This window comes from Micromonospora sp. CNZ303, assembly GCF_004345505.1.
The window spans coordinates 79,200-94,034 of the sequence record NZ_SLVT01000004.1; the positions used below are offsets into that span (position 1 = coordinate 79,200).

Genomic DNA, 14,835 nt, shown 5'->3' on the forward strand with positions numbered 1-14,835 from the left:
CGTCCCCCGCCGTGAAGGAGGGGACCCTTGCAATCGTCTGCGGTACAGGAAGGGGCCCTTCCTGACATCTCAGCCGGTGCCGGGCGCATCTGCGCTGGTGGGGCCGGGTGTGGGGCGTCGGCCGGCGCGGCGGCGGGCCTGGAACGGGGTGGCGCTGAGCACACCCGCCACGCCCAGCGACGTCCAGATGGTGAGCCCGGCGATCGGCCAGCCGGTCGACCGACGGTCGAAGTAGACGACGGACTTGAGCAGGTCGGTGGCGAGCCCCGGCACGTTCCACCGGTGCATGCCGCGCAGCCAGGTCGGCAGGAACTCGGGGGCGTAGATGCCGCCGGAGCCGGGGTTGCCGAGCACGACCAGCAGCAGGATCACCAGCCCGGTGCCGAACAGCCCCAGCCAGCCCTGCACCGCCGAGGCGATCATCGCCGCCGCGAGGACCGTCAGCGCCCCGCTCGCGGCGACGCCGACCAGGTCGTGGTCCCAGACGTCCAGGACGGGTCCCACCACGATCGCGCCGGCGGCCCCGAGCACCAGGCTGTAGCCGGCCAGCGCGGCGATCCGCAGCCCGGCGCGGCGCAGGCTGCGCGGGGCGGTGCCGTTGCCCAGGCCGAGCACGGTGGCGGCGAGGTAGCCGCCCAGCACGTACCCGACGGCCAGGTAGAACGGCACGAGCCCGCGCGGATCGGTCGCGGCCACCGGCACCTCGTCGGTGACCCGCAGGGGCATCTCCGCCTGCCGGGCGGCGGTGTCGAGGACCCGGACGACGACGTCGGTCGCGGCCGGCGCGGCGGCGCTCGCGGTGGTCAGCACCAGTCCGCCCTCTTCGCCGGTGGCGAGCACCCCGTACACCTCGCGGGTGAGCAGGCCGTCGTCGGCGGCGCGCGGGTCGGCGTACTCGACGGCGTCGAGGGTGCCGTTCTGGTTGCGTACGGCGGCGAGGACGGCCTGTGCCTTCTGGTCGCCGCGTACCACCCCGACCGGCACGTCGCGGGGCGTGGGACGGTGCAGCGCGCCGACGTACGCGGTGATGAACGCGGTGGCGAGCACCAGGGTGCCGAGCAGCAGCGCGGCGGTACGCGGCAGCCCGTCGCGCATCTCCTGGTCCACGCCGCCAGCCTAGGGCGGCCCGTGCCCGGTATGTGGTGTTTCCGCGCCCGCCCGGGACAGCCGCCGATCAGGTCAGCTGGCAGCGGCCCGCGCTGTAGTGGGCGACCGCCGCCATGATCTCCGCCTCGGACCGGTCCGCGAAGTTGAGCGTGGCGACCAGCCCCGAGCCGTAGAAGGCGCTCAGGGTCGCGCTGTCGAGCGCCGTGAACGCCCCGAGGTGCTGGAGCACCCGCGCGTCGCGTGGCGTGACCACCAGCATCTTCTCCAGGCTCCACCGGCGCCGGGAGATCCGCGCGACGCCCTCCCACGGCAGCCAGATCGCCTGGCCCCGGGTCGGCCGGGTGCGGATCCAGAGCCCGGCCGGGCCGAGCGCCAGCACCGGGCCGCCGGAACCGATCAGCCAGAGCTGGATCCCCAGCGGCAGGGCGACCAGGGCCAGCAGGCAGCCCACCACGCCGAGGATCGCGACCACGGACCGGGAGCGCAGCTGCGGATCGGCCGAGTTCACCATGCCGAGACCGGCGCAGCAGGCGATCGGGAGGATGAGGAGCAGCACCACCCCCGTCATCAGCAGGCCGCGTTTCGCGACGTTGGGCCGTACCACGAAGGGCTGGTCCTCCGGGATGCGCCTGGTCACCGGCGGCGGCACGGGGCCTGCCCACGGGCCGCCGTGCGGTGGGCCGTGGTGGAAGGGCTGCGGCGGACGTCCGGCGGGGGTGCTCACGTGGCCTCCGAATGCTCGATCAACTTCGGCGGGGCCAGCCTAGAGGGCGTCCACCAGCGTCCCGGCGGGTCGGACCAGCGGAAAACCGGTGGAGCCGGTCGGTAGCGTCCGATCATGACGTCGCCGAACTATCCCCCCAAGCCACGACCGGGAGACCGGGTCGCGGTCGTCTCGCCGTCCGCCGGCCTGCCGGCCCTCTTCCCCCACGTGTACGAGTTGGGGCTGCGCCGGCTGCGCGAGGAGTTCGGCCTGGAGCCGGTGGAGTACCCGACCACCCGGGTACTCGGCGCCGACCCGCGCGACCGGGCCCGGGACCTGACCGCCGCCTTCGCCGACCCGACGATCGCCGCCGTGCTCGCCACGGTGGGCGGGGACGACCTGATCACGGTCACCCCGCACCTGGACGACGCCGTGCTGCGGGCCAACCCGAAGCCGTACTTCGGCTACTCCGACAACACCAACGTCCTCAACCACCTGTACCGGCTGGGCGTCGTGTCGTACCACGGCGGGTCGGTGCTCGTGCACCTCGGCCGGCCGGGCAGCCCGCATCCGCTGACCTTCGACTCGCTGCGCGCGGCCCTCTTCACCTCCGGCTGGTACGACCTGGTGCCCGCGCCGCAGTGGGGCGACCGGCCGAACGACTGGCAGGACCCGACGACGCTGGCCGACGAGCCGGAGATGCTCCCGGGCGAGGGCTGGCGCTGGCAGGGGCCGTCGACGGTGGTGGAGGGACGTACCTGGGGCGGCAACCTGGAGATCCTGCACTGGCTGCTGGCCGCCGACCGGGTCCCTGACGCCGGGGAACTCGCCGGGTCGGTGCTGATGGTCGAGACCTCCGAGGAACTGCCCTCGGCCACCGAGGTGTTCCGGATCCTGCGCAACATGGGGGAGCGCGGTCTGCTCGCCAGCTTCCCGGCGGTCCTCGTCGGCCGGCCGAAGGCGTGGGACTTCACCCGGCAGCACACCCCCGCCGAACGGCGGGACTGGGCGGCGGCGCAGCGGGCGGCGGTCACCCGGGCGCTCGCCGCCTATTGCCCCGACGCGGTGGTGGTCTTCGACGTCGACCTCGGCCACACCGACCCGCAGCTGATCGTCCCGTACGGCGGCGAGGTCCGCATCGACGCGACCACCCGACACATCTCGGTCCGCTACTGACCCACCGGCCGTGGTGCCGGTGGCAGGCTGCTGGTCGTCGATCAGGTGGGATCGAGGACCGCGAACGCCCGTACCGGGAAGGTGCCCATGCCGGCCACCATCGGCGGGGCGGCCGTGAACCGGAAGCCGGTCGGGGGCAGCGCGTCGAGCCCGGTCAGGTGCTCCACGATCGGGACGCCGGCGGCCAGCAGGGCGCTGTGCGCCGGTCGCTCGCCGGCCGCCGCCGGGCTCATGTCGTCGATGTTGATCGAGTCGATGCCGACCAGGGCGGCGCCCGCGTCCACCAGGGCCCGGGCGCCGTCGCCGGTGAGGTAGGGCGCCTCCGGCGCGCCGTACCGGTCCGTGCCGAAGTGCGCCGACCAGCCCGTGTGCAGCAGCACCGCGTGCCCGGCGACGTCGTACGGCGCCAGCAGCAGCCGGTCCACCGCGCGGGTGCCGGCCGGTACCCGGACCACGAGGCCGGGCAGGTCGGCGAGGCGGTCCAGCGGGGTACCGGCGAGGTCGGCGCCCCCGGCGAAGCGGTGGGCGGGCGTGTCCAGGTACGTGCCGGTGTTGGCGATCATGTCGATGCGTCCCACCTGGAACTCGGTGCCGGGGGCGTAGTTGGCGCGGGACGCCTCCCGGGTCAGCCACTCGGTGATCCGCGGTGCCGGCCAGCCCGGCAGGGTGGTCATGCCGTCGGTGACGACGTGGCTCAGCTCGACCAGCCGTCGCCGGGAACTGTCGTCCGCGCCGGCCCCGCCGGCCACACCCCGGCCGCCCTTGTGCGGCTCCTCGACGATCGTCCGGTTGGTGATGCGTACCTCGGCCACCATCAGCAGCCCGAGGTGGCGGACGAACAGCGCCGCCAGTTCCTCGTCGGCGACGTCGCGGCCGGGGATGTCCAGCCGGAACCCGTCCGTCCGCAGCCCGCCGCCGTTGGCGAAGGTGACCTCCGCGTCGAACTGTGCCCGCCACTGGTTGCCCATCAGCGCAGCCGATCACGGCCGGCCATCCCCGTCAAGATCCTTCGAGCGTGCCGTCCCGTGCCCACCGGAGTGCCGTACAGGGGGGGTGTACGGCACCACCGGCGGGCGGCGACGGCGCCTCGCCGTCGCCGAGGTCGCAGCCGGGTGGAGCTGCGGGCCTCCCCGAACAGGTCCGCGCACCCCGCGACCGCCGATCCGGCGGCTCGATCCCGGCTGACGGATTCCATCTTCGGCCGCCGGCCGGCCCGGGTCTTGAACATCGATGCTCGGTTGGCCCCAACGCAGAACCCCGGCCCGGCCCGAGCCGGCTCAACCCGACGGTCCGACCCGATCCAGCCGCCCGCCCCGGCCCGAACGCAGGGGTGGCGGCTGGGGGCGGGGTCAGGTCCGTCGGGTGTGGGTGAGGAGCCGGCGCAGGTGGGCCGGCGGGTGGCCGACGTGGTCCCGGACCACCCGGGTGAGGTGGGCCTGGTCGGCGAAGCCGTGCTCCGCCGCCACCGCGCGCAGCGGCCGTTCGTCCGACTCGGCGAGGGTGTCCAGCACCGCCCGGACCCGCAGTTGGTTCCGGTAGGCGGTGAGGCTGCTGCCGGTGACCCGGTGGAACACCCGGCTCAGGTGGTGCGGGGAGGCGCCCACCTCGCGGGCCACCTCGTCGAGGCTGAGCGAGTAGTCGCCGGCGGTGAGCACCTCGCGGGCCCGGTCGGCCAGGCGACGGTGGGCGGCCTGGGTGGCGGGCCGCCGGCCGACCGCGCGTGCCAGGTCCGCCCCCGGCTCGTCCCGGGCACCGGTACGGCTGAGCACCCCGTCGAGGAAGCGGTGCAGCCGCTCCGTCATCTCGAAGTGGTCCAGTCCCCGCCGGAACTCCGCGATGAGCATCCGGTGTGCCAGGTCGAGCGACGCGTCCGAGGTGCCCTCCCAGCCGGCGGTCTCCAGCCAGCGGCCCCCGTCGGGGCGTCCGGCCAGCACCGTCGGGTCGACCTGCACGCAGGTGTACGAGTCGCCGCAGCCCAGCGGGTGGGACACGGACATCTCGTCGCCCGGCCGGGTGATCAGCACGGAGGTGGCGTCCGAGAAGGTCGTACGACCGTTGAGCCGCCGCCGGTAGGCCCCCGACCGCCCGAGGATGAGGTTGTGGAACCTCTCGACGGCGGGCTCGGTCCAGCCGTGGCTCTCGACGATGCAGCGCACCTCGTAGATCAGGATGCCCTCCGGGTGACCCAGCACCCGCCACCGGCCGGGCGTGGTCTTCCGGCGTGGATCGCTGCCGGTTCCCTCAGGCATCCGTTCTCCCCCCGGGTGGCCCCGCGCCGATTGTCGACGATCCAACCTACGCGGGGGTGGTTCGTCCGACCGGAGAGATAGTGTCGACCGGTGGCCCCCCGTCCAGCCGGACGAGGGGTGATCGTCGTGTCCTCCCGCTGGAAGTGATCTCATGCTCACCGGTCTGTTCTCCGCCGCCCTGGCCGACCCGGGGCTGGCCCGGGCACGTGACCTGGCGCGCTCCGGTGCCGCGCAGGTCGACGGCCTCGACATCACCGCCCCGCCCGCGCTGCGCCCGTTCGCGGTCGCCGCTGTCGCCGCCGACCAGGCCGGCGACGGCGGGCCGGGCGGCGGCGCGGGTCGTCCGGTGCTCGCCGTGACCGCCACCACGCGGGAGGCCGACGACCTGGCCGCCGCGCTGGGCAGCCTGCTCCCGCCCGAGCAGGTGACGGTCTTCCCGTCGTGGGAGACGCTGCCGCACGAGCGCCTGTCGCCCCGCTCCGACACGGTCGGCCGCCGGCTGGCCGTGCTGCGGCGGCTGGCGCACCCCGGTTCGGCCGACGCACACGGTCGCACCGGCCCGCTGCGGGTGGTCGTGGCGCCCGTCCGGTCGCTGCTGCAACCACAGCTCAAGGGGCTCGGCGACCTGGAGCCGGTGCAGCTCGCCGCCGGGCAGGAGGCCGACCTGGAGGAGGTCGCCCGCCGGTTGACCGACATGGCGTACGGGCGGGTCGACCTGGTCACCAAGCGGGGCGAGTTCGCCGTGCGCGGCGGCATCCTCGACATCTTCCCGCCCACCGACGAGCACCCGTCGCGGGTCGAGTTCTGGGGCGACGAGGTGGAGGAGATCCGCACCTTCGCCGTCGCCGACCAGCGCACCATCGCGCAGGTGCCGCAGCTGTGGGCGCCGCCGTGCCGGGAGCTGCTGCTCACCCCGTCGGTGCGCAAGCGGGCCGCCGCCCTCGCCGAGGAGCATCCGGAGCTGGCCGAGATCCTCGACAAGCTGGCCGAGGGCATCCCGGTGGAGGGCATGGAGTCCCTGGCCCCGGCGCTGATCGGCGCCGACTCGATGGAGCTGCTGCTGGACGCCATGCCGGCCGGCACCCACGTGATCCTGTGCGACCCGGAGCGGATCCGCACCCGGGCGCACGACCTGGTGCGTACCTCCGACGAGTTCCTCCAGGCGAGCTGGGCCGCGGCCGCCGTCGGTGGCCAGGCCCCCGTCGACCTCGGCGCCGCCGCCTTCCGGACCCTGGGCGACGTACGCGCCGTCGCGGCGAAGCTGCGCCAGCCCTGGTGGACGCTGTCGCCGTTCGGCCTGGTCGAGGCGGAGGCAGCCCCGGCGCGGCAGCCCTGGGAGGACGGCCCGGAGGCGTACGACGTCACCCCGGACGACGCGATCGCGGTGACCCTCTCCGCGCAGCCGGCCCCGCTCTACCACGGCGAGACCGCCCGGGTGGTCGACGACCTCAAGCGCTGGACCGGCGAGGGCTGGTCGGTCGCGCTGGTCTTCGAGGGGCACGGTCCCGCCCAGCGGGCGGTCGAGGTGCTCCGCGACGCGGGCCTCGGCGCGCGGCTGACCGAGGAGATCCCGACCGCGCCCGCCCCCGGCGAGGTGCTGGTCGCCTGCGGCAGCCTGACCGGCGGCTTCGTCGACGAGGCGTCCCGGTTCGTGCTGCTCACCGGCAACGACGTCACCGGCGGGCGGGGCACCTCGACCCGCGACATGCGCAAGATGCCGAGCCGGCGGCGCAACACCATCGACCCGCTGGAGCTGAAGGCCGGCGACCACGTCGTGCACGAGCAGCACGGCATCGGCCGCTACGTCGAGCTGGTGCAGCGCACCGTCAACGGGGCCTCCCGGGAATACCTCGTCATCGAGTACGCCCCGAGCAAGCGCGGCCAGCCCGGCGACCGGCTCTTCGTCCCCACCGACCAGCTCGACCAGCTCTCCCGCTACGTCGGCGGCGAGCAGCCCACCCTGCACAAGATGGGCGGCTCGGACTGGCAGAAGTCCAAGGCACGGGCCCGCAAGGCGGTCAAGGAGATCGCCGCCCAGCTGATCCAGCTCTACGCGGCGCGCAAGGCGTCCAAGGGGCACAGCTTCGGCCCCGACACGCCGTGGCAGCGGGAGCTGGAGGACGCCTTCCCGTGGCAGGAGACGCCGGACCAGCTCGCCGCGATCGAAGAGGTCAAGAGGGACATGGAGCAGACCGTCCCGATGGACCGGCTGATCTGCGGCGACGTCGGCTACGGCAAGACGGAGATCGCGGTGCGGGCGGCGTTCAAGGCGGTGCAGGACGGCAAGCAGGTGGCGGTGCTGGTGCCCACCACGCTGCTGGTGCAGCAGCACTACAACACGTTCGCCGAGCGGATGAGCCAGTTCCCGGTGACCATCCGGCAGCTCTCCCGCTTCCAGACGCCGAAGGAGGCGGAGCAGGCCCTGGAGATGGCCGCCGCCGGCACCGCCGACATCGTCATCGGCACCCACCGGCTGCTCCAGGCGGCCACCCGGTTCAAGTCGCTCGGCCTGGTCATCGTCGACGAGGAGCAGCGCTTCGGCGTCGAGCACAAGGAGCACCTGAAGACGATGCGCGCCTCGGTCGACGTGCTGAGCATGTCGGCCACCCCGATCCCGCGCACCCTGGAGATGGCGATCACCGGCATCCGGGAGATGTCGACCATCGCCACCCCGCCGGAGGAGCGGCACCCGGTGCTCACCTTCGTCGGGGCGCACGACGAGCGGCAGGTGGCCGCCTCCATCCACCGCGAGCTGCTCCGCGACGGGCAGGTCTTCTACCTGCACAACCGGGTCGAGTCGATCGACCGGACGGCCCGCAAGCTCCGGGAGCTGGTGCCCGAGGCGCGGGTCGCGGTGGCGCACGGCCAGATGGGCGAGGAGGCCCTGGAGAAGGTCATGGTCGGCTTCTGGGAGAAGGAGTTCGACGTGCTGGTCTGCACCACGATCGTGGAGTCCGGCATCGACATCCCCAACGCCAACACCCTGATCGTGGAGCGCGCCGACCTGCTGGGCCTGGCCCAGCTGCACCAGATCCGCGGGCGGGTCGGCCGGGGCCGGGAGCGGGCGTACGCGTACTTCCTCTACCCGCCGGAGAAGCCGCTCACCGAGCACGCCCACGAGCGGCTGGCCACCATCGCCCAGCACACCGAGCTGGGCGCCGGCATGTACGTGGCGATGAAGGACCTGGAGATCCGGGGCGCCGGCAACCTGCTCGGCGGTGAGCAGTCCGGGCACATCGAGGGCGTCGGCTTCGACCTGTACGTGCGGATGGTCGGCGAGGCGGTCTCCGCGTTCAAGGGCGAGCGCCCGGAGGAGGAGACCGAGGTCAAGGTCGACCTGCCGGTCGACGCCCACCTGCCGCACGACTACGTCGCCGTGGAGCGGCTGCGCCTGGAGATGTACCGCAAGCTCGCGGAGGCCCGCGACGCCGACCGGCTGCGCGAGGTGGTCGCCGAGATGACCGACCGCTACGGCGAGCCGCCCGCGCCGGTGCAGAACCTGGTCGCGGTGGCCCGGTTCCGGCTGCTGGCCCGCCGCTACGGCCTGACCGACGTCAGCATGCAGGGCAAGCACATCCGGTTCGGCCCGCTGCCGCTGCCCGACTCGAAGCAGCTGCGGCTCAAGCGCTACCACCCGGACTCGGTCTACAAGCAGGCGCTGGACCAGGTCAGCGTGCCCCGGCCGAGCACCCGGCGGGTGGGCGGCGAGCCGCTGCGCGACCAGGCCCTGCTGGAGTGGTGCGCACAGTTGCTCAAGGACGTCCTGGGTGAGCCGGCGACGGCGGGAGCCGCCGCGCGGTGAGTGGCGGTCGACGACGGCTGACGGCAGCCGGCGAGTCGGGTTCCCTGGCGAGCACGGGGGCGGCGGGCGGGGAGACCGGTGGGCGGTGTCACGGCGGCCCCGGGCGGCATGAGAGAGTGACCGACATGCGTGCTCGCCGTCTTGTCGCCGTCGCCAGCGTGGCGCTCGGCCTCGTCGCCCTCTCCGGTTGCCGTGCCGAGCCCGGTGTCGCCGCCTACGTCGGTGACCTGCGGATCACCGAGGATGTCGTCACCGGGGTCGTCGACGACCTGCGGGCGAAGAACCCGACGCCGACCGGCCAGCCCGAGGCGCCCGAGGGGCAGCCCCCGGCGCAGGTGCCGCAGCTGCCCGACCGCGGCCAGATCGTCAGCATGCTGGTGCTGACCGAGGTCTGCGAGCGGCTCTCCGCGGACAAGAACTACCAGCCGCGCGGGCAGGTCGCGCCGGAGCAGGTCGCCCAGCAGCTGGGCCTGTCGCCCGACACCGGCTTCGTGCGCCAGTCCGCCGAGCTCTACCGCTGCCTGTCGGGGGTGCCGACCGGGGCGCCGGCCGAGCCGACCGCGCAGGATCTGGCGGACGTGGTGGCGGCGGGCCGCAAGGCGGGCGCCATCCCGGCCGACGTGCCCGACGAGGCGGCCGCCCGCCAGCTCGACGGCGAGCAGCTGCGTGGCGCGCTGGCCACCCGCAAGTCGCTGGCCGAGGCGGTCGCCGCGTACGACGTGACGGTCAACCCCCGCTACCGCCCGCTGGAGTTCCCGGTGCTGAGCTTCTCCGGCAACGCGCCGGCGGTGAGCGTGCCGCTGGGCGAGGCCGGCTCCGACGGGGTCACCGACGTCTCCACCCCGGATCCGCTGCCCACCGCCGCGCCCGAGGCGGCCGGCGGGACCCACAGCTGAGCATGCCGGCGCGGATCGTCCTGCTCGTCACCTCGCCCCGGCTGCCGGCCGGGCTGCTGACCGCCGCCGCGTGGGACGTCGTACGCCGGCATCCGGTGCTGACGGGGGCGGAGAGCGAGCTGACGACGGCGGTCCGCGCGGCGGGCGCGGAGGTCACGGTGGTCGACGGCCTGGCGACGCAGGCGCTGCTCGACGCGGCGGCGGCGCACGGCGTCGCGGTGTGGCTGGCCGGCCCGGCCGGCGACGAGTCGCTGGCCCGCGAGCTGGGCCTGCGGCTGGCCCGCGAGCCCGGCCTGGCCGAGCTGGAGCTGATGTACGGCTCCTGGGACCCGCCCGGCGCCCGGCTGCTCGACGCGGTGGCGGTGATGGACCGGCTGGCCTCTCCCGGCGGCGACCCGTGGAAGCGGGCGCAGACCCACCGCAGCCTCGCCGGCTTCCTGATCGAGGAGTGCTACGAGGCCTACGACGCGATCAACGCCGGGGACACCGACGCGCTGCGCGAGGAGCTGGGCGACGTGCTGCTCCAGGTGGTGCTGCACGCCCGCCTCGCCGAGGAGCTGCCCGAGGAGCAGCGGTGGACCGTCGACGACGTGGCCGGCGGGCTCGTCGACAAGATGGTCCGGCGCAACCCGCACGTCTTCGCCGACGCCGAGGCCGGCACGCTGGAGGAGATCGAGGCCAGCTGGGAGCGGATCAAGCGGGCCGAGAAGGCGCGTGACTCGGTGCTGGACGGCATCGCGCTGAGCCAGCCGGCCCTCGCCCTGGCCGCCAAGATCCTGGAGCGCGCCGGGCGGGTCGGCCTCGCCGTACCGCCGCCCCTCGCGGAGTCCCAGGTGGACCCGGAGGCGCGCCTCGGCGCGGGCCTGCTCGCCACGGTCGCGGCGGCCCGCGAGGCGGGCCTGGACCCGGAGGCGGCCCTGCGTCGCGCCGTCCTCGCCTACGCGGACGCGGTCCGCGCCGCCGAAAAGGCCTGAGTCGACCCGGTAGGGTCGGCGGGTGGAATCGTTTGTGCCGCTCGCGGAGCGGATCGTCGACGCGTTGCTGGAGAGCCGGCCGGGGGTTGCGACCTCCACCGGCGACCACCGTTACGACGACCGGCTGCCCGACCTCTCGGCCGAGGCGGTCGCGGCCGACCGGACCATGCTCAAGGAGGCCGCGGACGCGCTCGCCGAGCTGGACCCGGACGCCCTGGACGTCGAGGAGCGCGTCGACCACGCGCTGCTCACCTCGTTCGTGGACCGGGAGCTGTTCGAGTCCGGCGACATCCGCGCGCACGAGTGGGACCCGCTGCGGCACAACCCCGGGCCGCTGCTGCACGCGCTGCTCGCCCGCCCGTACGCCCCGGTCGACGTGCGGCTGGCCAGCCTGGCGGGCCGGCTCGCCGCCGTACCGGACGCGCTGGCGACCGCGCGCGCGACGCTGCGCGACATGCCGCGTATCCACGCCGAGACGGCGGTCGGGCAGTTCACCGGCACGGCGGCGCTGATCCGCGACGAGGTGCCGGCGCTGCTGGCACAGGCCCCCGCCCTGCACGACCGGGTCGAGCCGGCCGCCACCGCGGCGATCGCGGCGCTGGAGGAGTTCGTCGCGTGGCTGCGTCAGGGCCTGGCCGCCGACGCCGGCCCCGGGCGGGACCCGCGGCTGGGCCGCCGCCGCTGGGAGGCGCGGCTCTGGCACACCCTCGACACGGAGCTGGGCGCCGCCGAGATCCAGCGCCGGGCCTGGGCCAACCTGGACCGGGTCGGCGAGGAGATCCGGGCGGCGGCCGTCGAGCTGGTCGGCGGTCCGGCCGACGACGAGACGGTACGCCGGGCGCTGGACCTGCTGGCCGCCGAGCACCCGGACGACCACACCATCGTTAACCTCGCCTCGGTCACCCTGGACGAGGCGACCGACTTCGTGCGCGCCCACGACCTGGTCACCCTGGTCGACGACCCGTGCGTGATCCAGGAGATGCCCCAGTTCGCCCGGGGCGTGGCGGTCGCCTACTGCGACTCACCCGGCCCGCTGGAGACGGCGGACGTGCCGACCTTCTACTGCATCGCGCCCACCCCGGCGGAGTGGCCCGCGCACCGGGTCGAGTCGTTCTACCGCGAATACAACGACCACATGATCCGCAACCTGACGGTGCACGAGGCGATGCCGGGGCACTTCCTCCAGCTCGCCCACGCCCGCCGGCACGTCGGCCCCACCCGGGTCCGCGCGCTGACCGAGTCGGGCCCCTTCATCGAGGGCTGGGCGGTCTACACGGAGGAGCTGATGGCCGGCCTCGGCTTCGGCGGCCTGCCGGTGCGGTTGCAGCAGCTCAAGATGCAGCTCCGGATGACCATCAACGCGCTGCTGGACCAGCTCGTGCACTGCGAGGAGCTGCCGGAGGCCGAGGCGATGGCGCTGATGACCGGGCGGGGCTTCCAGGAGGAGGGGGAGGCGGCCGGCAAGTGGCGGCGCGCCCTGCTCACCTCGGCGCAGCTCTCGACGTACTTCGTCGGCTACAGCGAGGTGGCCGCGATCGCCGCCGCCCGCCCGGCCGGCGTGGCGGTACGCGAGTGGCACGACGCCATGCTCGCCCACGACTGCCCGCCCCCGCGCCACCTGCGCACCCTGCTCGGCGTGTGACGGCGGGCGGTGGCCCCGGCGCCGGGCACGGACCCGCCGGCGGGCTCGGTCACGAGCTGGGTGGGCGCCGGTCCACGACGCCGGCGTCCGGCGGCAGGTCGAACACCGCGCCGTCGACCGCCTCGCGGTAGCGGCTCAGTGCCAGCTCGACCTGGCGGCCGTCGACCCGGCCGGTGAAGCTGCCCAGCACCCCGTCGGTGGTGACGCAGGCGGTGAAGTCCCCGGCCGACTGCGTCACGTCGACGCAGGTGGCGTGGTGGCCGGCGAGTGTGGTGTCGCTCTGCTCGATCACCGCGTCCGGGTCCAGCGCGGCGGTGGTGAGCAGCCCCACGACGACCGGCGGCGTCACCACCCCCCGCTGCTTGGCCTCGGTGAACATGGTCACCGTGGGCTTCGCGTTGGGCGCGGGCGGGGCCTCCAGGGTGCAGGTCGCGCGCCCGGCACCGGTCTCGCAGCGGGTCGTCGCCTCCGGGGTGACGGTGAGCTTGCCGCCGGGCCAGGTGTAGGCGGAGCGAACCGGGTCCTGGGCCTGGGCGATGGTGGCGGTCTGCCCGCCGGGGAGCTGGTACTCGGCGGAGTAGGTCAGCTCCAGCGCCCGGTCGAGCCGGGCGGCCAGGTCGTTCACCAGGTCGGACCGCCCGATCGTCCGGCCGGCGTCGTCCAGGGTCTGACAACCGGTCACCGTGAGCGACGCGATGACCGACACGGCGAGCATGCGGAGGGTGGTCGAGGCGGCGGGCATGGCGACCAGCCTTGCCGATGGGGCCAACCGCGCGCAAACCCGTTGCCGGTTGAGGCACGAGAATCCGGGAATGTCCGTGTAAAGCATTGCCCGGAGGCAGGTTTCGGGTCGGGCCGGCGAGCGCCCGGACCGCCCGCGTCCGAGCGTCGCCCGATACGCTGCGTTCAACAACTGCCTCAGCCGCACCGTCGCGGCCCATACCGGACCGGAACACACAAACGAGGAGCGACTCAGTGGCAACCATCGAGGGAATCGTCGCGCGGGAGATTCTGGACTCGCGGGGCAACCCGACCGTCGAGGTCGAGGTCGGGCTCGACGACGGCACGATCGCCCGGGCGGCGGTGCCCTCCGGCGCCTCCACGGGCGCCTTCGAGGCGATCGAACTGCGCGACGGTGACGCCGACCGCTACCAGGGCAAGGGTGTCGAGAAGGCGGTCTCGAACATCGAGGACAAGATCGTCGACGAGCTCATCGGCTACGAGGCCAGCGAGCAGCGGCTGATCGACCAGAAGATGCTCGATGTCGACGGCACCGACAGCAAGTCCGAGCTGGGCGCGAACGCCATCCTCGGCGTCTCCCTGGCGGTGGCCAAGGCGGCGGCCGGCAGCGCCGAGCTGAGCCTCTTCCGCTACCTGGGCGGCCCGAACGCGCACCTGCTGCCCGTACCGATGATGAACATCCTCAACGGTGGCGCGCACGCGGACTCGAACGTCGACATCCAGGAGTTCATGATCGCGCCGATCGGCGCGCCCAGCTTCCGCGAGGCGCTGCGCTCCGGCGCGGAGGTCTACCACGCGCTGAAGTCGGTGCTGAAGAAGAAGGAGCTCTCCACCGGCCTCGGCGACGAGGGCGGCTTCGCGCCGAACCTGCCCACCAACGCCGCCGCCCTGGACCTGATCGCCGAGGCGGTGGAGAAGGCCGGCTACCGGCTCGGCACCGACATCGTCTTCGCGCTCGACGTGGCCGCCACCGAGTTCTTCGACAACGGCACCTACACCTTCGAGGGCGCCGCGAAGACCGCCGAGGAGATGAGCAACTACTACACCAAGCTCGCTGGCGACTACCCGATCGTGTCGATCGAGGACCCGCTGGCCGAGGACGACTGGACCGGCTGGCAGACGCTGACCGCCTCGCTCGGCGACCGCGTCCAGATCGTCGGCGACGACCTGTTCGTCACCAACCCGCAGCGCATCGCCCGCGGCATCGCCGAGAAGGCCGCCAACGCGGTCCTGGTGAAGGTCAACCAGATCGGTTCGCTGACCGAGACCCTGGACGCGGTGGACCTGGCGCACCGGGCCGGCTTCAAGTGCATGATGAGCCACCGCTCCGGCGAGACCGAGGACACCACCATCGCCGACCTGGCGGTGGCCACGGGCTGTGGCCAGATCAAGACCGGCGCCCCGGCCCGCTCGGACCGGGTCGCGAAGTACAACCAGCTCCTGCGGATCGAGGAGGAGTTGGCCGACGCGGCGCGGTACGCCGGGGCGGGCGCCTTCCCGCGCTACCGTTCGGCCTGAGACGCGCGAGGCCTCGGGGGAGGGGTG

The 14,835-nt window shown here is 73.9% G+C and carries 11 protein-coding genes; 6 read left to right on the top strand and 5 right to left on the bottom strand.

Translation table 11 applies throughout. The features are described 5' to 3' along the window. Nucleotides 1–69: 69 nt before the first annotated feature. Nucleotides 70–1,107 carry a hypothetical protein gene (locus EV374_RS08720; RefSeq protein WP_132233394.1) on the bottom strand — a complete coding sequence of 346 codons (1,038 nt, stop codon included), beginning with the start codon at nt 1,105–1,107 and terminating at the stop codon, nt 70–72. Nucleotides 1,108–1,174: 67 nt separating this feature from the next. Then, a complete protein-coding gene (locus tag EV374_RS08725; protein ID WP_207913960.1) occupies nt 1,175–1,831 on the bottom strand; it encodes a hypothetical protein in 657 nt (218 codons plus the stop codon). Nucleotides 1,832–1,945: 114 nt separating this feature from the next. Between EV374_RS08725 and EV374_RS08730 the strand changes: the two genes are divergently transcribed. Then, nucleotides 1,946–2,986, top strand: coding sequence for a S66 family peptidase (locus EV374_RS08730; protein WP_132233398.1), 1,041 nt, complete (start codon nt 1,946–1,948; stop codon nt 2,984–2,986). Between the two features lie 41 nt (nt 2,987–3,027). Here EV374_RS08730 and EV374_RS08735 read toward each other — a convergent pair whose 3' ends face one another. Next, nucleotides 3,028–3,954 carry a cyclase family protein gene (locus tag EV374_RS08735; protein WP_132233400.1) on the bottom strand — a complete coding sequence of 309 codons (927 nt, stop codon included), beginning with the start codon at nt 3,952–3,954 and terminating at the stop codon, nt 3,028–3,030. Nucleotides 3,955–4,335: 381 nt separating this feature from the next. Continuing rightward, nucleotides 4,336–5,235, bottom strand: a complete 900-nt coding sequence (locus EV374_RS08740) for a helix-turn-helix domain-containing protein (RefSeq protein WP_132233402.1) — start codon at nt 5,233–5,235, stop codon at nt 4,336–4,338. A gap of 151 nt (nt 5,236–5,386) precedes the next feature. On the opposite strand from EV374_RS08740, the gene mfd reads away from it, so the two are divergent. The 4 genes from mfd to EV374_RS08760 all read left to right on the top strand — a co-directional run bounded on the left by mfd (nt 5,387) and on the right by EV374_RS08760 (nt 12,549). Continuing rightward, nucleotides 5,387–9,037 (top strand): transcription-repair coupling factor, encoded by a 3,651-nt coding sequence (gene mfd, locus EV374_RS08745; RefSeq protein WP_132233404.1) that lies wholly within the window; start codon nt 5,387–5,389, stop codon nt 9,035–9,037. A gap of 125 nt (nt 9,038–9,162) precedes the next feature. Further along, nucleotides 9,163–9,933 (top strand): hypothetical protein, encoded by a 771-nt coding sequence (locus EV374_RS08750; RefSeq protein ID WP_132233406.1) that lies wholly within the window; start codon nt 9,163–9,165, stop codon nt 9,931–9,933. A gap of 2 nt (nt 9,934–9,935) precedes the next feature. Continuing rightward, nucleotides 9,936–10,907, top strand: a complete 972-nt coding sequence (locus EV374_RS08755) for a nucleoside triphosphate pyrophosphohydrolase (protein WP_132233408.1) — start codon at nt 9,936–9,938, stop codon at nt 10,905–10,907. 22 nt (nt 10,908–10,929) lie between these two features. Next, on the top strand, nt 10,930–12,549 hold the full coding sequence (locus tag EV374_RS08760; protein ID WP_132233410.1) for a DUF885 domain-containing protein: 1,620 nt from the start codon (nt 10,930–10,932) through the stop codon (nt 12,547–12,549). Nucleotides 12,550–12,598: 49 nt separating this feature from the next. On the opposite strand, the gene EV374_RS08765 is transcribed toward EV374_RS08760, so the two are convergent. Beyond that, nucleotides 12,599–13,291, bottom strand: coding sequence for a hypothetical protein (locus EV374_RS08765; protein WP_132233412.1), 693 nt, complete (start codon nt 13,289–13,291; stop codon nt 12,599–12,601). 233 nt (nt 13,292–13,524) lie between these two features. Between EV374_RS08765 and eno the strand changes: the two genes are divergently transcribed. Then, complete coding sequence (gene eno / locus EV374_RS08770; protein ID WP_132233414.1) at nt 13,525–14,808, top strand: phosphopyruvate hydratase; 1,284 nt, start codon at nt 13,525–13,527, stop codon at nt 14,806–14,808. Nucleotides 14,809–14,835: the final 27 nt, after the last annotated feature.

Coding starts and splice junctions, on each gene's coding strand:
- EV374_RS08730 (WP_132233398.1), top strand. CDS start 1,946: ATGACGTCGCCGAACTATCCCCCCAAGCCACGACCGGGAGACCGGGTC.
- EV374_RS08735 (WP_132233400.1), bottom strand. CDS start 3,954: ATGGGCAACCAGTGGCGGGCACAGTTCGACGCGGAGGTCACCTTCGCC.
- EV374_RS08740 (WP_132233402.1), bottom strand. CDS start 5,235: ATGCCTGAGGGAACCGGCAGCGATCCACGCCGGAAGACCACGCCCGGC.
- mfd (WP_132233404.1), top strand. CDS start 5,387: ATGCTCACCGGTCTGTTCTCCGCCGCCCTGGCCGACCCGGGGCTGGCC.
- EV374_RS08750 (WP_132233406.1), top strand. CDS start 9,163: ATGCGTGCTCGCCGTCTTGTCGCCGTCGCCAGCGTGGCGCTCGGCCTC.
- EV374_RS08755 (WP_132233408.1), top strand. CDS start 9,936: ATGCCGGCGCGGATCGTCCTGCTCGTCACCTCGCCCCGGCTGCCGGCC.
- EV374_RS08765 (WP_132233412.1), bottom strand. CDS start 13,291: ATGCCCGCCGCCTCGACCACCCTCCGCATGCTCGCCGTGTCGGTCATC.